This is a genomic window from Prescottella sp. R16, assembly GCF_030656875.1.
Taxonomy (GTDB): domain Bacteria; phylum Actinomycetota; class Actinomycetes; order Mycobacteriales; family Mycobacteriaceae; genus Prescottella.
On record NZ_CP130943.1, the window covers coordinates 2091269 to 2114961 of the forward strand.

Below are 23693 nucleotides of genomic sequence, written 5' to 3' on the forward strand. Positions count from 1 at the left end.
AACTGTGACGGTCCGGGTAGGCATCAACGGCTTCGGTCGTATCGGACGTAACTTCTTCAGGGCGGTCGATGCGCAGAAGGCGCTCGGCACCACCGACATCGAGATCGTTGCGGTCAACGACCTCACCGACAATGCGACGCTGGCTCACCTGCTCAAGTACGACTCGATCCTGGGTCGTCTGCCGCACGACGTCTCCCTCGAGGGTGACGACACCATCGTCGTCGGTGACACCAAGATCAAGGCGCTGGCGCACCGCGGCCCGCTCAGCGAGCTGCCCTGGGGCGAGCTGGGCGTCGACGTCGTCGTCGAGTCCACCGGCATCTTCACGGACGCCGAGAAGGCCAAGGGTCACCTCGAGGCCGGCGCCAAGAAGGTCATCATCTCCGCGCCCGCCAAGGGCGAGGACATCACCATCGTCATGGGCGTCAACGACGACAAGTACGACGGCAGCCAGGACATCATCTCCAACGCGTCCTGCACCACCAACTGCCTCGGCCCGATCGCCAAGGTCCTCGACGACGAGTTCGGCATCGTCAAGGGTCTGATGACCACGATCCACGCGTACACGCAGGACCAGAACCTGCAGGACGGCCCGCACAGCGACCTGCGTCGCGCCCGCGCCGCCGCGCTGAACATCGTCCCGACCGGCACCGGTGCGGCCAAGGCCATCGGCCTGGTCCTCCCGCAGCTGCTGGGCAAGCTGGACGGCTACGCGCTGCGCGTGCCGATCCCGACCGGCTCGGTCACCGACCTCACCGTCAACCTCGCGAAGTCGGCCACCGCCGAGCAGGTCAACGCCGCGATGAAGGCTGCCGCCGAGGGCCCGCTGAAGGGCATCCTGAAGTACACCGAGGACCCGATCGTGTCGGCGGACATCGTCACCGACCCGCACTCCTCGATCTTCGACGCCGGCCTGACCAAGGTCATCGACGACCAGGTCAAGATCGTGTCGTGGTACGACAACGAGTGGGGCTACTCGAACCGTCTCGCGGACCTCATCGGCCTCGTCGCCAAGTCCCTCTGATCGGAGTTCGACGACCATCATGGCTGTCAAGACTCTGAAGGATCTGCTGGACGAGGGGGTCGAGGGCCGCACCGTGCTGGTGCGCTCCGACCTCAACGTTCCGCTGGACAACGGCACGATCACCGATCCGGGCCGCATCATCGCGTCCGCACCGACCATCTCGGCGCTGGCCGAGGCCGGGGCCAAGGTCATCGTGATGGCGCACCTCGGTCGTCCCAAGGGCGAGGTCGATCCGGCGCTGTCGCTGGCGCCGGTCGCCGCGAAGCTCGGTGAGGTGCTGGGCCGCAACGTCCAGCTCGCCGGTGACGTCGTCGGCCAGGATGCGCTCGCGCGTTCCGAGGGCCTGACGGACGGCGATGTGATGCTGCTGGAGAACATCCGCTTCGATCCGCGTGAGACCAGCAAGGACGACGCCGAACGTGAGGCTCTCGCGAAGGCACTCGTCGACCTGGTCGACGGTGACGGTGCGTTCGTCTCCGACGGCTTCGGTGTCGTGCACCGCAAGCAGGCGTCGGTCTACGACATCGCCGAGCTGCTCCCGCACTACGCGGGCAACCTGGTCGCGGCCGAGATGGACGTTCTCCGGGTGCTGTCCGAAGCTTCCGAGCGGCCGTACGCGGTCGTGCTCGGCGGCTCCAAGGTGTCGGACAAGCTCGCCGTGATCGAGGCGTTGGCCCCCAAGGTCGACACCCTCGTCATCGGTGGCGGCATGTACTACACCTTCCTTGCAGCACAGGGAATCTCGGTCGGCAACTCGCTGTGTCAGGAAGAGATGATCGACACCTGCAAGGAGCTGCTCGAGCGCTACGCGGACGTCATCCACATCCCGCAGGACGTGGTGATCGCCGACTCGTTCTCGGCGGACGCCGAGTCGAAGACGGTCTCCGTGCTGGAGATTCCGGACGGCTGGATGGGCCTGGACATCGGACCGCAGTCGGTGGAGCGCTTCGCAGCGATCCTCTCGGGTGCCAAGACGGTGTTCTGGAACGGCCCGATGGGCGTGTTCGAGTTCGAGAAGTTCTCGGCCGGCACCAAGGGTGTCGCCGAGGCGATCATCGAGGCCACCGGCAAGGGCGCGTTCAGCGTCGTCGGCGGCGGCGATTCCGCGGCGGCCGTGCGTCAGCTCGGTCTGCCGGAGGACGGCTTCTCGCACATCTCGACCGGCGGCGGCGCCTCCCTCGAATACCTCGAGGGCAAGACGCTTCCCGGCATCGCGGCGCTGGAGGACTGACGCATGGCACGTAAGCCTTTGATCGCCGGCAACTGGAAGATGAACCTCAATCACCTCGAGGCCATCGCTCTGGTGCAGAAGATCGCGTTCTCGTTGCCGTCGAAGTACTTCGAGAAGGTCGACGTGACGGTGATCCCGCCGTTCACCGACATCCGCAGCGTGCAGACCCTCGTCGAGGGCGACAAGCTCCTGCTCACCTACGGTGCGCAGGACGTGTCCGCCCACGATTCGGGTGCGTACACCGGCGAGATCAGCGGCTCGATGCTGGCCAAGCTGGGCTGCACGTTCGTCGTCGTCGGACACTCCGAGCGGCGCACGCTGCACGGCGAGTCCGACGAGACGGTGCTGGCCAAGACCAAGGCCGCGCTGAAGAACGGGCTCACCCCGATCGTCTGCATCGGTGAGGGCCTGAACATCCGCGAGGCCGGCGAGCACGTGGCGTACAACGTCGCGCAGCTGAAGGGGTCGCTCGCGGGTCTGTCGGCCGCCGAGATCGCCGAGATCGTCGTCGCCTACGAGCCCGTGTGGGCCATCGGCACCGGCAAGGTGGCCTCGGCCGCCGACGCGCAGGAAGTCTGCAAGGCGGTGCGTGACACGCTCGCCGAGCTGGCCTCGCCCGAGGTCGCACAGGCCGTGCGGGTCCTCTACGGCGGATCGGTCAACGCCAAGAACGTCGGCGAGCTCATCGCTCAGCCCGACGTCGACGGCGGCCTGGTCGGCGGAGCCTCGCTCAAGGCCGACGAGTTCGCGCAGCTGTCGGCGATCGCCGCCGGCGGTCCGCTGCTCTGATCCGGTAGCAATCGAACGAACGCCGGGCGTGCACCCTCGAAAGGGTGCACGCCCGGCGTTTTTCGTGGGTGTGGTCAGAGGACCAGCGCGAGCTTCAACTTCGCGAGGGTGAGGTCGGACAGGCCGAGCCCGTCGCGCAGGTAGTTGTCGATCGTGCCGTACTCGGTCTCGACTTCGTCGAACGAGGCCTGCAGGTAGCTGGCATCGACGCCGATCATGGGTGCGAAGATGTCGGCGCGTTCCTGCCCGTACCGGGTTGCCAGGCCCTGCAGCGTCGTTTCCATCGATGCCGCGGTGTACTCGTTGGTGAGGAGATAGTCCGCCATGACGGTGTCCCGAGGCACTCCGGCGATGGTTTGCAGGAGGGCGGCGGCCCAGCCGGTCCGGTCCTTGCCGGCCGTGCAGTGGAACAGTTGGGGGCCGGTGGTGTCGGCGAGACCGGTGAGCAGGGTGGCGAATCCTGCGCGGGCCGCGGGATCGTTGACGAAGGAGCGGTTCATCTCCCGCATGAACTCGCGTCCCTCGTCCGGCGATTGCAGCGCGAAGGCGGCACCCGCGAGGTCGCCGGACAGGATCGGGACCCGGACGTAGGAGGCGCCGGCCGGCAGCCGGTCGGGTTTGCCGGCCACCTCCTCGTCGGTGCGGACGTCGTAGATCGCGGACAGGCCGAGCGTCTCGAGAGCTGCGAGGTCGTCGTCGCCGGGGACGACTGCATTGGACCGGTAGAAGACGCCCGGGCGCATACGCAGGCCTTGGGTGGTCTCGTAGCCGGGGCCGGCCACATCGCGGAAGTTGTCGATCGTCGCGAGCCGCGGTGTCTCGGCGACGGCCGGGGCGCTCGATCCGGCGCCGATGGACCCGAGGGCCGGCAGATCGAGTGAGCCGGCGGCGCCGGCGGCCGCGGTGCCCGCGAACAGGAACGAGCCGGATGCGGTGAGGGCCACGGCGGTTCGGGTGGTACGGCGCAGGGCTGTCGAGCGGTGCGTCATGGTGGAGCCTTCCTGGTGGGGTGTCTGCTCGCGAGGAAGGTAGCGAACTCCACAGGGTCGTATAAGTGATGCGTCTCATCACGCGGGAGAAATGTGTTGTCGGTCATCGCTTCGGTCGTCTGTGGCGGACCTGCCCCCCGGGACGGCACCCCGGCGGCCGGGCAACAGGTAAGCTGGGCGCGCTAGTGACCGAATTCCGTGGCGTGTGAAGGGCAGCGAATACCGAAATGGCACTGTTCCTGGAGATTCTGCTGGTGATCACCAGTCTGCTGCTCATCCTGCTGGTGCTGCTGCACCGGGCGAAGGGCGGCGGTCTGTCCAGCCTCTTCGGCGGCGGTGTCCAGTCCAGCCTTGCCGGGTCGACGGTCGTGGAGAAGAACCTGGACCGGATCACCGTGTTCACGGCGCTGGTGTGGCTGATCGCGATCCTCGGCATCGGACTCGAGATCAAGTTCAGCTGACGCGACGCCCGTTCGTCGTGCGAGCGGCCGGAGTCCGACCGATACTGGGGTGATGACGGGGAGCCCCGAGCTGCATTCCACTGCCGAGCTGCGTTCCGCTACCGAGCCGCTGCGGGAGGACATCCGGCTTCTCGGTGGCCTGCTCGGTGACATCGTCCGGGAGCAGGCGGGCGACGGCGTGTTCGGGCTCGTCGAGCGGGCACGGGTCGAATCGTTCCGGGTGCGGCGTTCGGAGATCGACCGGGCGCAGCTCGCGGAGATGTTCACGACGATCTACACCGAGGACGCGATCCCGGTGATTCGTGCATTCAGTCATTTCGCGTTGCTCGCGAACGTCGCGGAGGATCTGCACCGCGAGCGGCGTCGCGCACTCCACGTCCGGTCGGGGGAGCCGCCGCAGGACAGCAGTTTGGCGGCCACGTATGCGAAACTCGATGCCGCGAACGTGGATTCGGTGACCGCGTCCGCCGCGTTGGCAGGTGCCCTGGTTGCACCGGTGATCACCGCCCACCCGACCGAGACCCGCCGGCGCACGGTGTTCGAGACACAGCACCGGATCATCGAACTCATGCGGCGACGTGCGTGGCATCCCCCCGGTTCCGACGAGATCGCGGACGTCGACCGGCAGTTGCGCCGGCAGATCCTCACCCTGTGGCAGACGGCCCTGATCCGGTTGTCCCGCCTACGGATCCAGGACGAGATCGAGGTGGGTCTGCGTTACTACGACGCTTCCTTCTTCGAGGTGATCCCACAGATCAACGCGGACGTGCGGGATGCATTGCAGGCCCGTTGGCCCGGGTCGGGGGTGCTGGACGAGCCGATACTGCGGCCCGGATCGTGGATCGGCGGAGACCGGGACGGCAACCCGTTCGTCACCGCCGACGTGGTGGCCCGCGCGACGCACCGGGCCGCGGAGACCGCGCTCGAACATCATCTGGCGGAACTCGAGGTCCTGGAACGGGAACTGTCGATGTCGGCGCGGCTGGTCACGGTCACCGGTGCGCTCACGAGGCTCGCCGACGAGTCGGGGGACGAGTCGGCGTTCCGGGCGGACGAACCGTACCGGCGGGCGGTGCGCGGGCTGCGGGTGCGGTTGTCGGTGACAGCCGACCGGATCCTCGGGCATCCGGCGGCCGGACGCGTGGACGGAGATCTTCCCGGCTACGAGGTTCCCGGCGACCTGCTCGCCGACCTGGACGTGATCGATGCGTCGCTGCGTTCGCACGGCGACGCCGCCGTCGCCGACGATCGGCTGGCCCGGCTGCGGAACGCGGTGCAGGTCTTCGGTTTCCACCTGTGCGGGCTGGATCTGCGGCAGAATTCCGAGATCCACGAGACGGTGATCGCGGAACTGCTGGCGTGGGCGGGCGTCCACCCGGACTATCGCTCCCTGCGTGAGGACCAGCGGGTCGCGCTGCTCGCCGGTGAGTTGGCGACCCGGCGGCCCCTCGCCGGTCCGCACGCCGAGTTCGGTGAGCTCACCACCGGGGAACTCGGCATTCTGCGTGCGGCGGCCGACGCCGTGGACCGTATCGGCCCCGACGCGGTCCCGAACTATGTGATCAGCATGTGCGATTCGGTCAGCGACTTGCTCGAGGTGGCGGTGCTGCTCGCCGAGGTGGGGCTGTTCGACCCGGACGGTGAGGGTGGACCGCGCTGCCCGGTGGGTATCGTGCCGCTGTTCGAGACCATCGACGATCTGCGCGGCGGCGCCGGCATCCTCACCGCGGCCCTCGACGTCCCGATCTATCGGGCGCTGGTCGCGAACCGGGGCGACCGTCAGGAGGTGATGCTCGGCTACTCCGACTCCAACAAGGACGGGGGCTATCTCGCGGCGAACTGGGCGCTGTACCGCGCGGAGCTCGATCTCGTCGCGGTCGCCCGGGAGACGGGAATCCGGTTGCGGCTCTTCCACGGTCGTGGCGGCACCGTCGGCCGCGGCGGCGGACCCAGCTACGACGCGATTCTCGCGCAGCCGCCCGGTGCGGTGCAGGGGGCGCTGCGGCTCACCGAGCAGGGGGAGATCATCGCCGCGAAGTATGCGGAACCGCGGCTGGCCAGGCGCAACCTCGAGGCGCTGGTGTCGGCGACGTTGGAGTCGACACTGCTGGACGTCGAGGGGCTGGGCGACGACGCCGTCCCCGCCTACGAGATCCTCGACGAGCTGGCGGAGCTGGCCCGGGTCGCGTACGCGGACCTGGTGCACGACACCCCCGGATTCGTGGACTACTTCACGGCGTCGACGCCGGTCGCCGAGATCGGGGCCCTCAACATCGGCAGCCGTCCGGCGACCCGGAAGCCGACACGGGCGATCTCCGATCTGCGGGCGATCCCGTGGGTGCTGTCGTGGAGCCAGTCTCGGGTGATGCTGCCCGGCTGGTACGGCACCGGGACGGCGTTCGAGACGTGGGTGGGTGACGACACCGATCGGCTCGCGACGCTCACCGACCTGTACGAGCGGTGGCCGTTCTTCCGGACCGTGCTGTCGAATCTGGCGCAGGTGATGGCGAAGTCCGACATGGGTTTGGCCGCACGATATTCCGAACTGGTGCCCGACGTTGCCCTGCGCCGGGAGGTGTTCGGCAAGATCTCCGCCGAGCATGCCCGCACTCTCGCGATGTACCGGGCGATCACCGGTCACGAGAACCTGTTGTGGGACAACCCCGCCCTCGACCGGTCGGTGCACAACCGGTTTCCGTACCTCGAGCCGCTCAATCATCTGCAGGTGGAGTTGTTGCGCCGTTACCGGGCGGGCGACGACTCCGACAGTGTCCGGCGCGGTATCCAGTTGACGATGAACGGGCTCGCCACGGCATTGCGCAACAGCGGCTAGATCCGGCGGTACCGCCCGCGAGAGAAGCATTCGCGGGCGGTACCCGGGCGGAGCGCGGTGCCGGTCAGGATCCGAACGCGACATCGCCGCCGCCACCGCCGCCGCCCCCGGCGTTGCCGGCGGAGCCGAAGGACGAGTCGCCGGAACCGACGTTGAACTGACCGCCGAACATCGCGTTCAGCAGGGCCGAGAAGAGAGCGGAGATCGACATGGGTACTCCTGTGTTCGCTCGAATCGGTCGACACCGGGTGGTGTCGAGACCCATTCGACCGTGCCGGTTGTGATGTCCGACACGAATCGGGCCGGATTAGGGGACGGATAGGGGTCGACGAGTACTCGGATAGGGGCGGGTAGGGGGACTGCTGTGCGTCGAACGGTTCGTGTCCGGGGGTCGGAAGTACTGGCCGCCCCGTATGCGCGGAAACGTCAGGCACAATGGTGTCGATGTCCGATTCGAGCGGTTGGTGTGTCGGTGTCGACGAGTGCCGGGGGAGAGCCTGTCGGAATCTGGAGGACGTGTGCAGCTTGTGAAGGGGTCGAAGACCGACCTCGTCGGTGACCGATACACCGTCGCGATCACCACGTCGGCCCCAGCGGATGCGGTCGACATTGCTGCAGTGCTCCTCGGCGCCGACGGTCGCGTTCGCGGCGACGACGACTTCGTGTTCTTCAACAATCCGAAAGCCGGTGGCGTCACTCTGGTCTCGGACGCGGCCGTCACCGTCGACCTCGACTCGGTGCCCGCGGACGTGCACCGGGTGCTGGTCACCGGGAGCACCGAAGCCCGGGGCGGAACGTTCGGTGCCGTGGCCGGACTCTCCGTCGACATCGCCGCCGCCGGGCACCGGTCGACGTTCGTGCCGCCGGGACTCGCGGCCGAGACGGTCCTGCAGGTGGTGGCGTTCTATCGGCGCGGAACCGGCTGGCGTCTCGATGCGATCGGCCAGGGTTACAGCGAAGGGCTGGCGTCGTTCGCCACCGAACACGGCATCACCGTCGACGATCCCGGCGCCGCCGAGACTCCGACTGTGGCCGTTCAGGATCCTCCACCCGCATCGACCGTCGTCGAGACGGTGAAGATCTCCCTGGCGAAGGACTCGGCCGACAAGACTGCCCGCATCGATCTGCGCAAGAGCCAGGGGGACCCGAACTGGGTGCTCACCGTCGGACTCGAATGGGACGGCCGCGGTGCCGAGTACGAGCAGGACGGCACCGTGAAGCGATACGGCGAAGGCGACCTCGATGTCTACTTCTTCTGCCGGAACGAGGAGACGAACGAATACGTCGTCGTCAGCGGGGAGAAGGGGCACCGAGGCAGCCTCGACACCTGGCCGTACATCCACCACTACGGGGACAGTCTCGGCCCCGGCCGCGGCGACGAACCGGCCACCGAGCGGGTTCGGGTACTCCCGCAGGAGAACGGGGACCTGCTGGTGAACGTCTACCAGAGTGTCGACAACGGCGGCGGTGCCATCGATACGTTCGGCCGGCCCCGGGTCGCGATCCGTTACGGCCGCGCCGGACGGGACGGGCTCCCGGGACCGGACTCGGACGAGATCCTGGTCCATGTCGGAAACGGTAAGAACTCGTACTGGGCGACCGTCGCGCACATCGATGTCCGAGACGGTGTCCTCACCGTCGACGGCGAAACCCGGTACAGCCGCTTCATGAGCGAAAGAATGCCCGTTCTGGACACGGCCGGGAACTGGGTGCGGAAAGCTTCGGATGGGCCTGTCGGCCGGAGCAAGACGAGCAACGGCGGGATCGGCCTCACGACGTACAGCGGCCGGTGCCCGGACCCGAAGAAGTAGACCCGGTACCGATTCTGCAAGTGGACTACCCCGAAATACAGGAGGACAGATGGGATTCTGGGACCAGCTCAAGGCCAAGACGCAGGAACTGAACGGGCAGCTGCAGGTCAAGACCGCGCAGTTCAAGAACAAGGAGTTCGCCAACGGCGCGATGGCGATGTGCGCGCTGATCGCCGCAGCCGACGGCAGCATCGACCCGGCGGAGCGCCAGAAGACCGCCGCGCTGATCATGTCGAACGAGTCGCTGAAGGTGTTCTCGCCGGACGAACTGCGGCAGAAGTTCGACTGGTACTGCGACAAGCTGCAGGGCGATTTCGACTTCGGCAAGGTCGAGGCCACTGCCACGATCGGCAAGCTGAAGTCCAAGCCGGAGCAGGCGCGTGCAGTGATCCAGATCGGCATCATCATCGGCGGTGCCGACGGCAACTTCGATCAGCACGAGAAGAACGCGGTCAAGGAAGCGTGCTTCGCGGTGGGGATCGATCCGTCCGAGTTCGATCTCTGACGACGGTTCGTTCGTGAGGCTTGTCGGTGGGCCGGGCTACGGTCCTCGGCAGGTGACCGGTGGACCACACTTTTCGGGAGACCCCGGAAAGCTATACAGCACAACGAATTCAGGAGGACAAGCATGGGTGTGAGCCTGACCAAGGGTGGCAACGTCTCGCTGACCAAGGAGGCGCCCGGGCTGACCGCGGTCGCCGTCGGTCTCGGCTGGGACGTGCGCACCACGACCGGACAGGACTTCGATCTCGACGCGTCCGCGATCGGGCTGGGTGCGGACAAGAAGGTCGTCTCGGACCAGCACTTCGTGTTCTTCAACAACCTCAAGTCCCCGGACGGCTCGATCGAGCACACCGGCGACAACACCACCGGTGAGGGCGACGGCGACGACGAGATCATCAAGGTCGACCTCGCCGCCGTGCCGGCGAACATCGATTCGATCGTGTTCCCCGTCTCGATCTACGACGCCGACAACCGCGGCCAGTCGTTCGGCCAGGTGCGCAACGCCTACATCCGCGTCGTCAACCAGGCCGACAACTCGGAGCTGGCCCGGTACGACCTGTCGGAGGACGCCTCCACCGAGACCGCCATGGTCTTCGGTGAGCTGTACCGCAACGGTGCCGAATGGAAGTTCCGTGCCGTCGGGCAGGGCTACGCCTCGGGCCTGTCGGGCATCGCTCGCGACTACGGCGTCAACGTCTAGACCGTGGTACCCGGTGGCGGCGCATCGACGGAACCTGATGCGCCGCCACCTCTCACGGACGGCGTCGGCAGTGGGGGCCTGCCGCGTCCGTTCGCACTATCGAAAGGGGGGCGTTGCCGTGTGGTCGTCCCCTCCCTCCCACTACTTTCGGACGGAGTTTCCATGAGCGTGTCACTTGCCAAGGGCGGCAACGTTTCCCTGTCGAAGCAGTCGGCGAACCTGACGTCGATCACTGTCGGTCTCGGCTGGGACCAGCGCACCACCACCGGTGCCGCCTACGACCTCGACGCCTCCGCGCTGCTGACCGGCCCGGAACGTAAGGTGCTCTCCGACCTGCACTTCGTGTTCTACAACAACCTCAAGTCCCCGGACGGTGCGGTCGAGCACACCGGCGACAACCTCACCGGTGAGGGCGACGGCGACGACGAGTCGATCAACATCGACCTGACCGCGCTGGACCCGAAGGTGACGAACATCTTCTTCCCGGTCTCGATCCACGAGGCCGTCGAACGCGGCCAGTCGTTCGGTCAGGTCATCAACGCGTTCATCCGTGTCGTCGACCGCAACACCGGCATCGAGCTGGCCCGGTACGACCTGTCGGAGGACGCCTCCACCGAGACCGCCATGATCTTCGGCGAGGTCTACCGCAACGGCACCGAATGGAAGTTCCGTGCCGTCGGGCAGGGCTACGCGTCCGGACTGGCGGGCATCGCCCGCGACTACGGCGTCAACATCTGACCGACGCCTGTCATCTGACCGGTGAGTGCCGCCGCGAGTCCGATTCGCGGCGGCACCCCATCTACCCGAGAAAGGGCCACCGCCCGTGATTCTCCGCATCTTCGGAGTCTCGTTTGCCGTCACCGTCGTCTCCCTCGTGGTGGCGTTCCTCTATGGTGGCCCGCAAGCACTGCTCCTCGTCACGATCCTCGGCATCCTCGAGGTGTCCCTGTCGTTCGACAACGCGGTCATCAACGCCACCGTCCTGAAACGGATGAGCGAGTTCTGGCAGAAGATCTTCCTCACCGTCGGCATCCTGATCGCCGTGTTCGGTATGCGCCTGGTGTTCCCGCTCGCGATCGTGTGGATCGCCTCGGGCCTCGGCCCGATCGACGCGATCGACCTCGCGCTGAACCCGCCGGCCGACGGGGCCGCGTACTTCCCCGACGGCTCGGCCAGCTACGAAACCCTCATCACCGACGCCCACCCCCAGATCGCGGCATTCGGCGGCATGTTCCTGCTGATGCTGTTCCTCGGCTTCGTGCTCGAGGAGAAGGAGATCACCTGGCTCTCCTGGATCGAACGGCCGCTCGAGAAGATCGGCAAGCTCGACCAGCTCGAGGTCGTCATCGCCACCGTCCTGCTGGTGATCACCGCGGTGTTCATCGCACCGGAGGACAAGACGGCCACCGTCATGATCGCCGGCGCGCTCGGCATGATCACCTACATGATCGTCAACGGTCTCGGTGAAATGTTCAACGTCGCCGAGGACGCCGACGAGAAGTCCACCGGCCCCAGCGACCTCGCCAAGGCCACCGGTAAGGCCGGGTTCTTCCTGTTCCTGTACCTCGAGGTGCTCGACGCGTCGTTCTCGTTCGACGGTGTGATCGGCGCGTTCGCGATCACCGCCGACCCGATCATCATCGCCCTCGGCCTCGGCTTCATCGGCGCGATGTTCGTCCGCTCCCTGACCGTGTACCTGGTCCGCCAGGGCACCTTGTCGGAGTACGTGTACCTCGAGCACGGCGCGCACTGGGCGATCGGTGCGCTCGCACTGATCCTGATGTACTCCATCGGCACCCACGTCCCGGAGGTCGTCACCGGCCTCGTCGGCGTCGTCCTCATCGCTGCAGCACTGATCACCAGCATCGTCCGCAACAAGCGCAATCCGGATGCCGGCGACGCCGTCGACAACGCGGAACGCGTCTCCTCCACCGCCTGACCCACGCCCACGAAGGAGCCCGAACCATGGCGATCAACCTGAACAAGGTCACGCTCGACAAGGCCACCCCCACCGTGTCCCTCGCGAAGTCCGGCGACGGGCAGGGCACGATGCGGGTGAACCTGAACTGGACCGCGGGCGCAGCACCCGCGGGCAAGGGCTTCCTCGCGAAGCTCAAGGCAGCTGCCGCGCCGTCCATCGACCTGGATCTCGGTGCGATGTACGAACTCGCCGACGGCAGCCGCGGTGTCGTGCAGGCGCTCGGCAACTCGTTCGGCAACCTGAACCAGCCGCCGTTCATCCACCTCGACGGCGACGACCGCAGCGGCAGCAACACCGCCGGGGAGAACCTGCACATCAACCTCGCCGACATCGGCAAGTTCCGGCGGATCCTGATCTTCGCCTACATCTACGAGGGTGTGCCGAACTGGTCGCAGGCGAACGGTGTGGTCACCCTGTTCCCGACGTCCGGCCCGCAGGTCGAGGTCCGGCTCGACTCGGCGGACAACCAGGCCGTCTCGTGCGCGATCGCGATGCTCGAGAGCAACGGCCGCGAACTGACCGTCACCCGCGAGGTCCGCTACATCCGCGGCTCCCAGCAGGAGATCGACAGCACCTACGGGTTCGGCATGAACTGGACGCCGGGCCGCAAGTAGGTCCTGCGGCCACCGGTGGGGCCGAAACGAGCTCGGCCCCACCGGTGCCCGGGTCAGCGCAAGATGTTCGCGGCGCGGGCGGCCCGCAACCAGTCCGGATACTCCGACAGCAGCAGTTCGTACAGCCGGCTGTCGGAGAGGGCGTCGACGCTCTCCACCGAGAAGAAGCCGGCGTTGTCGACCACCCGGCCGGACAGGGTGTCGAGCTTCTCGAGGACACCGAAACCGCTGCGGCCCATGCCGATGAACTGCCAGAACGCCGGCCGGGACGATGCCTGCCGCATCAGCTTCTGGATCGCGGAACGCTTGTTGAAACCGCCGTCGGTGAAGAACAGCACCAGTGTCGGGACGCTGGTGTCGCGGTCGAGGCTGTCGATCACCTCGGACATGATCGGGATCTCGTCGTTGATGCCGCCGATCTGCCGGTCGTAGTCGATGCCGCCGTGGCGGCCGTGCAGGTGGACGTACTCGTCGATCCACTCGTCGGCCCGGTCGACCGTCACGTCCGGCAGCTTCGCGAACTTCACGCCGTACAGGTAGGCCTCGAGTTGTCCGTCGGCGTCGAGCTGGGTGGCCACCGGCACCATCCGGCGGACGATCTCACGGACCTCGCCGCCGGAGTAGCGGCGGCTCATCGAGCCGGTCTTGTCGATCACCAGGATCACCCGCCCGACATAGTTGCTCGCCCCCTTGGTCAGGAGAACCTTCGTGACTTCCTTCTTCCGCAGATCGAGTTTCTGCCGCTTCTCGAGCGACAGCCCGGCCTCCGCGGGCACCGTGCGCACCCCGGCCGCGTCGACCGTCGCCGTACCCGGCGCAGTTGCCGATACCGCAGGGGCGGCGGGAACGGGAACCCCGGCGTGGGCGTGGGCAGTGGGCTGGGCGGGTGGCTCGTCCACGGCAACTCCGTGTTCGGTGACCAACGCGACCAGCCCGCCCTCCCAGCCGGCGGACACGTTGCGGACCTTCCATCCGCCGCCGCGCCGGTACACCTCGAGCAGCACCGCCGAACGCTCGGTGGTGAGCCCGTCGACGGCGGCGGTGACCGTCGCCCCGTCCGGCTGGGTGAGACAGACCCCGAGATGCGGCACGGCCGACAGCGGGCCCGGCACGGTTTCGTCGACCGAGACGGCGACCGCGATCATGTCGACGCCGGCGTCGACGGCGGGCAGCTCGAGCCGGATCTGCCCGTCCGCGTCGAGCGTGACGGTCCGATCCGGGGACGACGGATTGTTGAAGAACACCAGGTCGTCGTCGCTGCGGACCCGGCGGGTCGCGTCGAGCAGGAACACGAACAGGTCGACGCTGCCGGGAGTGGTTCCGGTGACGGCGATCGTGGCGGGGGAGTCGGAGATCGGGGTGTTCGCGCCCCGGGACAGTGCGGTCATCGCCGCATCGTACGGTGCGCCGGACGTGGAATCGGGCCGAGCGGACATCGGTTCGGGGTGCAGGACGACCGCACTGTCGGGCCACGCCGATAGCATCGATGCGTGGCCAGAACCTTCATGCGTCGCTGGTTTTCGGGGGGACCGGACGATGATCCTGCTGCGATCGGCGCCTACAACGCGATGACGACCGCCTTCCTGCAGACCGATCGGCTCCTCGCCGAGATCGAGGACGGCATCGCCGCGTCCCACGACACCGACCCGACCCGTGACGTCGTCGGCCGGTGGACGCCGGTGCGGGAGCAGCATGCGCAGGCCACGTCGAGATACCTGGAACTGCAGCGTCCCGAACCCGAGTCGCCGTACGCGTCGGCCGCCGTCTACGAGGACTGCACCCGCCGCCTCGAACAGGTGTCCGCGGAGATGACCGCGTTCCGGGAGCGGTTCGGGGAGAAGCTGGCCCGCGCCCGCGCGGCCCGGCAGATCGCAGCGGAGGCGGTCCGGCAGGCGCGGGCCGCTGCGGACCGGGCCGTCGCCGAACTGGACCGGCCGGAGAGCCTGCCGTTCCTGCAGTACCCGTCGGTGATCGCCGCCGTCGACGTCCTCGCCGCGCAGGTCCGCCGTCTCGACACCGTCACCGACAGTGCCGATCGACAGGAGTCGGCCACCGCGGTCACCGACGCCGCAGCCGCCGTGCACGCCGCCCTCGCGGCCGCGCCCGGACGGACCGGCGAGGCGCAGAACGCGGTCCGGTCGATCGCGACCCGGATCAGTGCGGTCGCCACCCGCGCCGAGCAGCTGGAGCCGGCCCGCTCGGCACTGCTCCGCGAGTTCAGCGCCGCCTGCTCGAACGATCTGGTCGACAACGACCGGGTCGCCGCGGACGCTGCGGCGGCCGCCGACCGCGAGGTGCAGGCCGCGCGCGGCGAGATCACCGCCGGACACCCCGAATCCGCACTGGCACACTGCGGCAAGGCCCGTGATCATCTGCGCGCCGCGGACGACGCCGTCGACGCGGTCACCGACCGGTTGCGGTCGCTGCGGGAGATCCGCGCGAACCCGGCCGCCGTCGCGGACCGGGTGCGGTTCCGGCTGCGGGACGCGCAGCAGCTGGCGATGCAGCGCGACCTCGTCGGCGAGTGGGGGTCGGTTCTCGACGCCCAGGTCGACCGCATCGACCGCGCATGTGCCGCACTCGACGGAGTGCACCCCGACTACTGGACCTACACGACCGACCTGGAAGCGATCGACAGCTTCATCGGTGGGGTCGTCGACCGCATGAGAGGCCGCGTATGACCGTGACGCAGCAGTCCACCACCCCCGACACCCGGACCGGGCAGGCGTCCACACATTTCCACCACCTGGATCCGGGTGTGCGGGATCGGCTGTTCCTGCACGCACCGCGGCCGGTTGCCGACACCGACCCGCGGAACCGGCTCGCCGTCGCACTCGGCGCCACCCTGTACGTGCCGGGCAACCGACCCGACCTGGCGGACACGATCGCCCGCCGCTACGGCGAGGGGGTGATGTCGATGGTGATCGACCTCGAGGACGCCGTCGCCGACGACCAGGTCGACGCCGCTCTCGCCTCCGCGGTCGACGCGCTCGACACGCTGGCCGGGACACCCGCGTCGGGGATGCTGCTGTTCGTGCGGGTGCGGACCGCCGCCGAGATCCGTGCCGTCACCGCCACTCTCGGCGCGGGTGTCGTCGCCCTGACCGGTTTCGTGGTCCCGAAGTTCACAGCGGACACCGGGACCGACACCCTCACCGCGGTCCGGGAGGCGTCGGACACGCTGGGGAAGCACCTGTACGTGATGCCGGTCCTCGAATCGCCGGTCCTGGCGTACCGGGAGGCCCGCGACACCGAACTGCAGGCGATCGCGGCGCTGCTCGCCGAGCATCGGGACCGGGTGCTCGCGGTGCGGATCGGGGCCACCGACATGTGCGGGCTGTTCGGGATCCGCCGCGACCGCGATCTGACGATCTACGACGTGCGGGTCGTCTCCGACGTCATCGCCAGCATCGTCAACTATCTCGGCCGCACCGACGGCACCGGGTTCGTCGTCACCGGCCCGGTGTGGGAGTACTTCGCCGACCACGAACGCATGTTCCGGCCGCAGCTGCGCGAGACCCCGTTCGCGGAACAGGACGCGGTGCGGTTCCGACAGCAGCTCGTCAGCCGCGACCTCGACGGTCTGCTCCGCGAGATCGCCCTCGACCACGCCAACGGTATCCAGGGCAAGACCGTCATCCACCCCTCCCACGTCGCCCCCGTGCACGCCCTGGCCGCGGTGACCGCCGAGGAGTACCAGGACGCGGTCGACATCCTCGGCGGCGACACCGGTGGTGTGCGCGCGTCGGGCTACGGCAACAAGATGAACGAACTCAAACCGCATCGGGACTGGGCGCAGCGGGTGGCGTTGCGCGCCTCGGTGTTCGGTGTGACCAACCCGGGAGTGACCTTCGTGGACCTACTGACCGCCCTGGCAGTCCGATGACCGCTACGACCGCAACCACGACGACGGAGCCGTGGGCGACCACCGAGTTCGGGCTGACCCTGCACGACACCGGAGCCGACGGCGACCGTCGGGTCACCGAGCTCGTCCGGCCGGGTCTGCGCCGCAACCCGCGTCGCGCGCACCTGCTGGTGTCCACGGTGCTGGGCAAGCATCTGCCCACCGATCCGGGACGGGTCCGGGCGGCAGCGGACACCCTCGCCGACGAGGTGGTCGCCGTTCTCGGGGACGCTGCTACCGATGCGGTCGTCCTCGGCTTCGCCGAGACCGCAACGGGTCTCGGGCACGCGGTCGCCGCCCGCATGCGGGCGGCCTGCTATCTGCACTCCACCCGCCGGGCCACGGCCGGGGTGCCGGTCCTCGGCGGATTCGAGGAAGGGCACTCGCACGCCACGTCGCACCTGCTGCAGCCCACGTCCCCGGAACTGTTCACCGGTGCCGCCCCGTTGGTGCTCGTCGACGACGAGATCTCCACCGGGGCAACGGCCGTCGACGCGATCCGGGCGCTGCACCGGATCGCGCCCCGCGACCGGTACGTGGTCGCGTCGCTCGTCGACATGCGCGAGGCCCACCACCGGGCCGAGATCGACGCTGCCGCCACCGCACTCGGCGCGCGGATCGACCACGTCGCGCTCGCCGCCGGCCGCACCGAACTCCCGGACGGGCTCACCACCCGCGTCACCGCACTCGATCCGCCCGTGCTCAACCCGGTTGCCGCCACCGCCGGAACCGTGACGGTCGTGCCGGTCGGCTGGCCCGCCGACGTGCCCGACGGCGGACGCTACGGCATCCTCGCCGCCGACTCCGCCACGTTCGCCGCCGCCACCGCCGCGGCCGCGGCCGCCCTCGAGCCGCACCTGGACCCGGGGCGGCCGGTGATCGTGATCGGGCACGAGGAACTGATGTATCTGCCGCTGTGCATCGCCGAGCATCTCGCCCGGCAGGGGACGGCGGTCCGATACCAGACCACCACCCGCTCCCCGGCGTACGTCCACGACGATCCCGGCTATCCGCTGCGCCGCGGCTTCGAGTTCCACGCCCCCGAACCGGACGGTGCCGCCCGCCGCTACCTGTACAACGCGGCCTGGCCCGAACCCGCGGCGGAGGAGCAGTTGCTGCTGGTGATCGACAGTCCCGCCGACACCCCCGAACTGCGCAGCCCCGGTGGACTTCTCGACGTCCTCACCGCGGCGGGCCACGACGTCGTCGTCGCCGTCGTCCCCGCCACCGACCACCATGCCCTCACCGCCGCGAGGAACGCGAGGAAGCAGTCATGACATCCATCACCGTCGCGACACCGCCGCTGACCGGCCCCGAATTCGGTTCCTACGCCACCGACGAGGTCACCTGGTTGCTCAAGGACCTCTCCGCACTCGACCTCGAGGCCGACGTCGCCGCCCGCGAGAAGGCCATCCAGGCCGGGACCGCGCACTACGCCGAATCGCTGCCCGTCGAGTATCAGCCGGATGCCGCCTACCGGGAGCTGTTCGAGACCGCGCTGGCCGACTCCGCACCCCGCCTGGCGCACGCGGTGGGCGCCGTCACCGAACTGTTGCTCGCCGAACGCGGGCCGGACCGGACCCTGGTCTCCCTGGCCCGTGCCGGCACCCCGATCGGGGTGCTCGTCCGCCGCTGGGCGCACCGGTTCCACGGACAGGCGTGGCCGCACTACACGATCTCGATCGTCCGGGACCGCGGCATCGACACCGTCGCCCTCGACCACATCACCGCCCGACACGACCCGGACTCGGTGGTGTTCGTCGACGGCTGGACCGGCAAGGGCGCCATCACCCGTGAGCTCACCGCCGCATTGGACGCCTATGCGGACGCCGGTGGTCCGCGGCTGTCCGACGATCTCGCCGTCCTCGCCGACCCCGGCCACTGCGTGCGCACCTACGGCACCCGCGACGATTTCCTCGTCGCGTCGGCGTGCCTCAACTCGACCGTCTCCGGGCTGGTGTCCCGCACGGTCCTCAACGACCGGTACATCGGCGCAGGGGAGTTCCACGGCGCGAAGTTCTACCGGGATCTCGCCGACCAGGACGTGTCGAACCGGTTGCTGGACACCGTCACCGCCGAGTTCGACGCGGTCCACGACGCCGCGGTCGCGTCGGCCCGCACGATCCTGGCGGGGGACCGGACGCCGTCGTGGTCGGGGTGGGCGTCGGTCGACCGGGTCCGCGACGAGTACGGCATCGGGTCGGTGAACTTCGTCAAACCCGGTGTCGGGGAAACCACCCGGGTGCTGCTGCGGCGGATCCCGTGGAAGGTGCTCGTCCGGGACGCCGACGCCCCCGAACACGCCCACATCCGGTTGCTCGCCGGCGCCCGCGGTGTCCCCGTCGAGACGGTGCCCGACCTCGCCTACTCGTGCATGGGCCTGATCAAGGAACAGCCGTGAGTGCAGTGACATCGACGACACCGCGCTCGCTGCTGGTCGCCACCGATCTCGACCGCACCATGATCTACTCCCGCACCGCCGCCGGGGACGGGTTCGAGGCCGCCGCACCGGTGTGTGTGGAGATCTACGACGACGCCCCCCTGTCGTACATGACGGGGGCCGCGCACGGACTCCTCGCCGACCTGGCCGGGCGCGCTGCGGTGGTCCCCACCACCACCCGCACCCCCGCCCAGTACGGGCGCATCACCCTGCCGGGCGGCCCGTACCGGTACGCGGTCACCAGCAACGGCGGCGCGATCCTCGTCGACGGCCGGCCGGACGAGCAGTGGCGGCGGAGCATCGACCGGCGTGTCGCCGCCGCCGGCCCCCCGGTCACGGCGGTGACCGAGGAACTCCGCACCCGCATCGACGAGCGGTGGGTGCGCAGTCTGCGGGTCGCCGACGACCTGTTCTGCTACCTGGTCGTCGATGTCGCCGCCCAGCCCGCCGAGTTCGTCGCCGCGTGGCGGGCCTGGTGCGCGCCGCGCGGCTGGAACGTGTCCCAGCAGGGCCGCAAGATCTACACGATGCCGAACGCGGTCACCAAGAGTGCTGCCCTGCACGACGTCCACGGACGCCTCGTCGCCGACGGCACCCTGCGGGCCGGCAGCCGGGTCGTCGCCGCCGGGGACGGTGTCCTCGACATCGATCTGCTCGTCCACGCCGACACCGCGATCCGCCCCCGGCACGGTGAACTCGAGGACACCGGCTGGCAGCATCCGACCGTCACGGTCACCACCGGCCGGGGTATCCGCGCCGGCGAAGAAATCCTCACCTGGTTCCATCAGCACACCGCTCACCCAGAAACACCGTTCCCGCAAAGGATGTCGACGTGTCCCAACAGCTGACCAAAGGTCAGAACGCCCCCGTGCAGGCCGAGACGATCGTCGTCTCGGTGGCCCTTTCGGCACCGGCCGACGTGTCCGCGCTGCTCCTCACCGACGCCGGCACGGTGCGCACCGACGCCGACTTCGTGTTCTACAACCAGCCCGCCGGACCCGGTGTGCAGTTGGTGACCGGCCCGAACGGCGCGACCCTGCAGATCGACACCGGCCGGATCCCCGCCGACATCGACAAGGTTCGTGCGGTCGTCACCCTCGACAACCCGGGCGCCACGTTCGGGCAGTTCCCGGCGCCGACCGCCCGCGTCGCCGACGCCACCGGAAACCCGCTGTACGAGTACGTGATCGACGGCCTGTCGAGCGAGTCCGTCGTCATCGCTCTCGAGGTGTACCGCCGTCAGGGGGCGTGGAAGGTGCGGGCCGTCGGACAGGGTTATGCCGGGGGCTTCGCGGACCTGGTCACCGACCACGGCATCACCGTCGACGACGCACCCGCCCCGGCGGCACCCGCCCCGGCGGCACCCGCCCCGGCGGCGCCCGCATCGCCGCCCCCGCCCCCGCCGCCGGCGCCGGCCGCACCGGCCGCGCCGCCCGTTCCGCCGCAGCCGACGGAGATCAACCTCACCAAGGGACGTCCCGTCAGCCTCGCCAAGGGCCAGAAGGTCAACCTCCGCAAGGACGGCGGGGTCGACCTGACCATGGTGCGGATGGGTCTCGGCTGGGATCCGGTCGAGAAGCGGGGCATGTTCGGCAGCCGGGCCGTCGACATCGACCTCGACGCGTCGGCGATCCTGTTCGCCGACGACCAGATCGTCGACGTCTGCTACTACGGGCAGCTGCGGTCCAAGGACGGCTCGATCATGCACCGGGGCGACAACCTCACCGGTGCCGGCGACGGTGACGACGAGGTCGTCGACGTCGACCTCACCCGCATCCCGCCGTACGTCACCACGATCGTCTTCATCGTCACGTCCTACAAGGGACAGACGTTCGAGCAGGTCCAGAACGCGTTCTGCCGCCTGATCGACGCCACCACGAACAGTGAGCTCGCCCGCTACACCCTCCACGGCGGCATGCCGTTCACCGGCATGGTCATGGCCAAGGTGTTCCGTGGACCCGACGGCTGGAAGCTGCAGGCGATCGGCGACGGCATCCAGGCCAAGCATCCCGGCGAGGCCGCACCGCAGCTCGCGCCGTTCGTCCGCGTCTGAGCGCACCCGAACCGAACATCCGAGACCCGAAGGAACGACCGTGCACCTGACCCGCGGCCAGAACACCGTGCTGCCGACCACCGCTGTGCGGTTCACCGTCGGGGGTGGCCTCCCGGTGGACGTGTCCGCCCTGGTCGTCGACGCGGACCTGCAGGCGCTGTCGTCCGAGTCCTTCGTGTTCTACAACCAGCCGCACACCGGTGGCGTCCGGATGGGGGCGGGCGGCGTCGACATCGACCTCGACGCCGTCCGCCCCGACGCGCATGCGGTGCTGTGCATCGTGAGCGTCGACCCGCTCGCCGCCACCGGCACGGTGTTCACCGCGGTCGTGGCCGCACTGCACGATCGGGCCGGGAGGCTCGTCGCCGGCTTCGACATCGACTGCCGGGCCGGGGAGACCGCGGTGATCTGCTGGGAGCTGTACCGGCGCGCCGGGCAGTGGAAGATCCGGGCCGTCGGCCAGGGCTACGCGGACGGACTCGCCGGCCTGATCACCCGCCACGGCGTCGACGTCGACGACGATCCGGCACCCGCCCCGCAGGCGACGGTCCCGGACACCGGTGCGCCGGGGCCGGTCGAGCCGTTCGACCCGAACCACACCGTCGAACGATTCGGGATGATCCTGGAGGACGCAGCCCGTTCGGCCGGGGCCCTGATCGAGGCCCGCCGCTTCGCCGAAGCCCGGCTCGATCACGAACTGAGCGTCGCCGTCGCCGACCCCGCAGCCCGCACCGGGCCGGCCGCGCAGCAGGCCCGCACCGTCGCGCAGCAGCGGCACGACACCGTCGTCGACGACGCACAGGCGCGGTATCGGCACGACAGCGACCAGCTCGCCGCCGAACTCGATGCGATCGCCCCGCTGCTGCCGCGGTCGTGCGCCGACTGGGCCGCGCCCGCGTGGTCCGCCACCCCCGCGCCGTACGGTCCGGCGAACGGTATCCGCATCGGCGAGCTGTCCGCCCCCGGCTGTGGACCGCTCCGCGTCCCGCTCGTCCTGCCGTTCCCGCTCGGCCGGCCGCTGCGCATCGTCGGCGCGGACACCGCGGCGACTGCGTCCGTCACCGCCGCCGCGATCCTGCGGATCCTGGCCGCCGACCCGGCGGTCGTCCTCGACGTCGTCGACCTGACCGGGCACCTCCGCGCCGTCACCACCGGTGTCGCCCACCGGGTCGGGGCCACGGTCACCCGCCCCGACAGCATCGGCTCGTTCCTCGAATCTGCTGCTGCCGCAGCCGAACTCGCCCTCCTCGACGGTGCCGGTGGGTCCGCAGCGACACCCCGGCTGATCGTGCTCGGCCACTTCCCGTACGGCTACGACCAGCGGCAGCTGCCCGCGATCGCATTCCTCGCCGAACACGGACACCGCGTCGGCGTCACCGTGATCGTCGTCGCCGACGACTCCACGGACACCGACCCCACCGGCGACGATCCGATGCCCCACGGTTACGCCCTGCCCGCCGACGACAACGACGACTGGCGCGACCCCTGGACGGGCAACACGTGGACGTTCACCCCGGACCGGGCCCCGGCCGACCTCGGCCGGATCCTCGGCGCCCTCACCGACCCCGCGACCCGGTAGCGCCGGCGTACCTGCGACCGGTACGGTCAGTCATCATCGCCGATGCCTCCGACACGGCGCGGAGCGGCCCTACCCGAACTGCATAGGTGTGACGGTTCCGTATCCGTCGTGGCCGGCGACGTGCCACGGGATCGGCGACCGGCCCGCCCCGACCCGTTCCCACAGGTCGGTCAGCCACGTCGCACACGCGTCGACGACGGCGTCCTGGACGCAGAAGCCGCGGCCAGGCGGCGGCACGTCCGGTTCGACACCGTCCTCGGTGTGGACGACGCCGAACAGGTGCCGGTGCGCGTCGACCGGAGCATTGAGGGCGATGCTGTCGGGGCCGTCGAACCGGGCCCACACGTCGAACGTGCCTTCACCGTCCTGGTCGGGGAACACGTCGATCACGAGCTCGGTGGCGGCGGGCGGGCACATCGCCAGCATCGACGAAAGTCGCTGCGCCGCAGCATCGGTGTGCCGGTCGAGAACGGAATCGAGTTCGGCCAGATACTCTGCGCGGTCCACGCGGTGAGCATAGACGGGGCCGGGTCGGGAACCGATCGGCGCACGGCCGCGTCCAACCAGTCACACGGCCCGAACAACGGGGCCGGCAGGGGAGGAGCACGTCGATGACACAGAACGGCAGTACGGGACGGACGTACCGGCGTGGCCTGACGCGGGCCGGTACCGGGCCGCGCAGTGGACGGCTGTGGGCGGCGTGCACACCGCTCCCGGTGGCCGGCGGGTCGCCGCACCCGGTCCCGGGAGGGGAGCGGGGCGACGACGCCGACGACTGAC

At 69.2% G+C, this 23693-nt stretch carries 23 protein-coding genes; 19 read left to right on the forward strand and 4 right to left on the reverse strand.

Annotated features, from left to right (window positions below):
- The first annotated feature begins 4 nt into the window (after window positions 1-4).
- From gap to tpiA, 3 genes are read left to right on the forward strand one after another with little or no spacing between them, the layout of a single operon-like run.
- The gene (gene gap, locus Q5696_RS09865; protein WP_305094947.1) at window positions 5-1024 is read left to right on the forward strand and encodes a type I glyceraldehyde-3-phosphate dehydrogenase; all 1020 of its coding nucleotides are present in this window, start codon (window positions 5-7) and stop codon (window positions 1022-1024) included.
- Window positions 1025-1043: 19 nt separating this feature from the next.
- Window positions 1044-2255: a phosphoglycerate kinase gene (locus Q5696_RS09870; RefSeq protein ID WP_305094948.1), complete on the forward strand. Its 1212-nt coding sequence runs from the start codon at window positions 1044-1046 to the stop codon at window positions 2253-2255.
- A gap of 3 nt (window positions 2256-2258) precedes the next feature.
- Window positions 2259-3044, forward strand: a complete 786-nt coding sequence (gene tpiA, locus Q5696_RS09875) for a triose-phosphate isomerase (protein WP_305094949.1) — start codon at window positions 2259-2261, stop codon at window positions 3042-3044.
- Between the two features lie 74 nt (window positions 3045-3118).
- On the opposite strand, the gene Q5696_RS09880 is transcribed toward tpiA, so the two are convergent.
- Complete coding sequence (locus Q5696_RS09880; RefSeq protein ID WP_305094950.1) at window positions 3119-4033, reverse strand: tyrosine-protein phosphatase; 915 nt, start codon at window positions 4031-4033, stop codon at window positions 3119-3121.
- 227 nt (window positions 4034-4260) lie between these two features.
- Between Q5696_RS09880 and secG the strand changes: the two genes are divergently transcribed.
- Entirely contained in the window at window positions 4261-4494 is a 234-nt protein-coding gene (gene secG / locus Q5696_RS09885) for a preprotein translocase subunit SecG (protein ID WP_305094951.1), read from the forward strand.
- A gap of 52 nt (window positions 4495-4546) precedes the next feature.
- Window positions 4547-7327: a phosphoenolpyruvate carboxylase gene (gene ppc, locus Q5696_RS09890; RefSeq protein ID WP_305094952.1), complete on the forward strand. Its 2781-nt coding sequence runs from the start codon at window positions 4547-4549 to the stop codon at window positions 7325-7327.
- 64 nt (window positions 7328-7391) lie between these two features.
- Here the strand turns inward: ppc and Q5696_RS09895 are convergent, their stop codons facing one another.
- Entirely contained in the window at window positions 7392-7538 is a 147-nt protein-coding gene (locus Q5696_RS09895; RefSeq protein WP_305094953.1) for a hypothetical protein, read from the reverse strand.
- Between the two features lie 307 nt (window positions 7539-7845).
- Between Q5696_RS09895 and Q5696_RS09900 the strand changes: the two genes are divergently transcribed.
- From Q5696_RS09900 to Q5696_RS09925, 6 genes are all read left to right on the forward strand, one after another.
- Entirely contained in the window at window positions 7846-9138 is a 1293-nt protein-coding gene (locus tag Q5696_RS09900) for a TerD family protein (protein WP_305094954.1), read from the forward strand.
- A gap of 49 nt (window positions 9139-9187) precedes the next feature.
- Window positions 9188-9643, forward strand: a complete 456-nt coding sequence (locus Q5696_RS09905) for a tellurite resistance TerB family protein (protein ID WP_305094955.1) — start codon at window positions 9188-9190, stop codon at window positions 9641-9643.
- A 123-nt stretch (window positions 9644-9766) separates the two neighbouring features.
- Window positions 9767-10342 (forward strand): TerD family protein, encoded by a 576-nt coding sequence (locus Q5696_RS09910; RefSeq protein ID WP_305094956.1) that lies wholly within the window; start codon window positions 9767-9769, stop codon window positions 10340-10342.
- A 162-nt stretch (window positions 10343-10504) separates the two neighbouring features.
- Window positions 10505-11080: a TerD family protein gene (locus tag Q5696_RS09915; protein WP_305094957.1), complete on the forward strand. Its 576-nt coding sequence runs from the start codon at window positions 10505-10507 to the stop codon at window positions 11078-11080.
- An 85-nt stretch (window positions 11081-11165) separates the two neighbouring features.
- Window positions 11166-12281 (forward strand): DUF475 domain-containing protein, encoded by a 1116-nt coding sequence (locus Q5696_RS09920; protein WP_305094958.1) that lies wholly within the window; start codon window positions 11166-11168, stop codon window positions 12279-12281.
- A 26-nt stretch (window positions 12282-12307) separates the two neighbouring features.
- A complete protein-coding gene (locus tag Q5696_RS09925; protein ID WP_305094959.1) occupies window positions 12308-12937 on the forward strand; it encodes a TerD family protein in 630 nt (209 codons plus the stop codon).
- Window positions 12938-12990: 53 nt separating this feature from the next.
- On the opposite strand, the gene Q5696_RS09930 is transcribed toward Q5696_RS09925, so the two are convergent.
- Window positions 12991-14325, reverse strand: coding sequence for a VWA domain-containing protein (locus Q5696_RS09930; protein WP_305094960.1), 1335 nt, complete (start codon window positions 14323-14325; stop codon window positions 12991-12993).
- A gap of 102 nt (window positions 14326-14427) precedes the next feature.
- On the opposite strand from Q5696_RS09930, the gene Q5696_RS09935 reads away from it, so the two are divergent.
- The 7 genes from Q5696_RS09935 to Q5696_RS09965 are packed head-to-tail and all read left to right on the forward strand — an operon-like array spanning window position 14428 to window position 22913.
- A complete protein-coding gene (locus tag Q5696_RS09935) occupies window positions 14428-15618 on the forward strand; it encodes a hypothetical protein (protein ID WP_305094961.1) in 1191 nt (396 codons plus the stop codon).
- Complete coding sequence (locus Q5696_RS09940) at window positions 15615-16823, forward strand: HpcH/HpaI aldolase/citrate lyase family protein (RefSeq protein ID WP_305094962.1); 1209 nt, start codon at window positions 15615-15617, stop codon at window positions 16821-16823. The genes Q5696_RS09935 and Q5696_RS09940 overlap by 4 nt, the downstream gene beginning before the upstream one ends.
- Window positions 16820-18118 (forward strand): phosphoribosyltransferase family protein, encoded by a 1299-nt coding sequence (locus tag Q5696_RS09945; protein ID WP_305094963.1) that lies wholly within the window; start codon window positions 16820-16822, stop codon window positions 18116-18118. The genes Q5696_RS09940 and Q5696_RS09945 overlap by 4 nt, the downstream gene beginning before the upstream one ends.
- Entirely contained in the window at window positions 18115-19242 is a 1128-nt protein-coding gene (locus Q5696_RS09950) for a cysteine protease StiP family protein (RefSeq protein ID WP_305094964.1), read from the forward strand. Before Q5696_RS09945 ends, Q5696_RS09950 begins: the two co-directional genes overlap by 4 nt.
- 59 nt (window positions 19243-19301) lie before the next feature.
- Complete coding sequence (locus tag Q5696_RS09955) at window positions 19302-20129, forward strand: HAD family hydrolase (RefSeq protein WP_305095220.1); 828 nt, start codon at window positions 19302-19304, stop codon at window positions 20127-20129.
- Window positions 20114-21334 (forward strand): TerD family protein, encoded by a 1221-nt coding sequence (locus tag Q5696_RS09960; RefSeq protein WP_305094965.1) that lies wholly within the window; start codon window positions 20114-20116, stop codon window positions 21332-21334. The genes Q5696_RS09955 and Q5696_RS09960 overlap by 16 nt, the downstream gene beginning before the upstream one ends.
- A gap of 40 nt (window positions 21335-21374) precedes the next feature.
- Window positions 21375-22913, forward strand: a complete 1539-nt coding sequence (locus tag Q5696_RS09965) for a TerD family protein (RefSeq protein WP_305094966.1) — start codon at window positions 21375-21377, stop codon at window positions 22911-22913.
- A 69-nt stretch (window positions 22914-22982) separates the two neighbouring features.
- Here the strand turns inward: Q5696_RS09965 and Q5696_RS09970 are convergent, their stop codons facing one another.
- Window positions 22983-23420, reverse strand: a complete 438-nt coding sequence (locus Q5696_RS09970) for a DUF6389 family protein (protein ID WP_305094967.1) — start codon at window positions 23418-23420, stop codon at window positions 22983-22985.
- Between the two features lie 104 nt (window positions 23421-23524).
- Between Q5696_RS09970 and Q5696_RS09975 the strand changes: the two genes are divergently transcribed.
- Window positions 23525-23692, forward strand: a complete 168-nt coding sequence (locus tag Q5696_RS09975) for a hypothetical protein (RefSeq protein ID WP_305094968.1) — start codon at window positions 23525-23527, stop codon at window positions 23690-23692.
- The last annotated feature ends 1 nt before the right edge of the window (window position 23693 follow it).

Bases quoted from the DNA above. Each gene is read 5' to 3' on its own strand.
- Q5696_RS09915 (WP_305094957.1), top strand. From the start codon at position 10,505: ATGAGCGTGTCACTTGCCAAGGGCGGCAACGTTTCCCTGTCGAAGCAG.
- Q5696_RS09955 (WP_305095220.1), top strand. From the start codon at position 19,302: ATGATCTACTCCCGCACCGCCGCCGGGGACGGGTTCGAGGCCGCCGCA.
- Q5696_RS09910 (WP_305094956.1), top strand. From the start codon at position 9,767: ATGGGTGTGAGCCTGACCAAGGGTGGCAACGTCTCGCTGACCAAGGAG.
- Q5696_RS09905 (WP_305094955.1), top strand. From the start codon at position 9,188: ATGGGATTCTGGGACCAGCTCAAGGCCAAGACGCAGGAACTGAACGGG.
- tpiA (WP_305094949.1), top strand. From the start codon at position 2,259: ATGGCACGTAAGCCTTTGATCGCCGGCAACTGGAAGATGAACCTCAAT.
- Q5696_RS09930 (WP_305094960.1), bottom strand. From the start codon at position 14,325: ATGACCGCACTGTCCCGGGGCGCGAACACCCCGATCTCCGACTCCCCC.
- Q5696_RS09940 (WP_305094962.1), top strand. From the start codon at position 15,615: ATGACCGTGACGCAGCAGTCCACCACCCCCGACACCCGGACCGGGCAG.
- Q5696_RS09895 (WP_305094953.1), bottom strand. From the start codon at position 7,538: ATGTCGATCTCCGCTCTCTTCTCGGCCCTGCTGAACGCGATGTTCGGC.
- Q5696_RS09950 (WP_305094964.1), top strand. From the start codon at position 18,115: ATGACATCCATCACCGTCGCGACACCGCCGCTGACCGGCCCCGAATTC.
- Q5696_RS09870 (WP_305094948.1), top strand. From the start codon at position 1,044: ATGGCTGTCAAGACTCTGAAGGATCTGCTGGACGAGGGGGTCGAGGGC.
- Q5696_RS09975 (WP_305094968.1), top strand. From the start codon at position 23,525: ATGACACAGAACGGCAGTACGGGACGGACGTACCGGCGTGGCCTGACG.
- Q5696_RS09925 (WP_305094959.1), top strand. From the start codon at position 12,308: ATGGCGATCAACCTGAACAAGGTCACGCTCGACAAGGCCACCCCCACC.
- Q5696_RS09880 (WP_305094950.1), bottom strand. From the start codon at position 4,033: ATGACGCACCGCTCGACAGCCCTGCGCCGTACCACCCGAACCGCCGTG.
- Q5696_RS09945 (WP_305094963.1), top strand. From the start codon at position 16,820: ATGACCGCTACGACCGCAACCACGACGACGGAGCCGTGGGCGACCACC.
- secG (WP_305094951.1), top strand. From the start codon at position 4,261: ATGGCACTGTTCCTGGAGATTCTGCTGGTGATCACCAGTCTGCTGCTC.
- ppc (WP_305094952.1), top strand. From the start codon at position 4,547: ATGACGGGGAGCCCCGAGCTGCATTCCACTGCCGAGCTGCGTTCCGCT.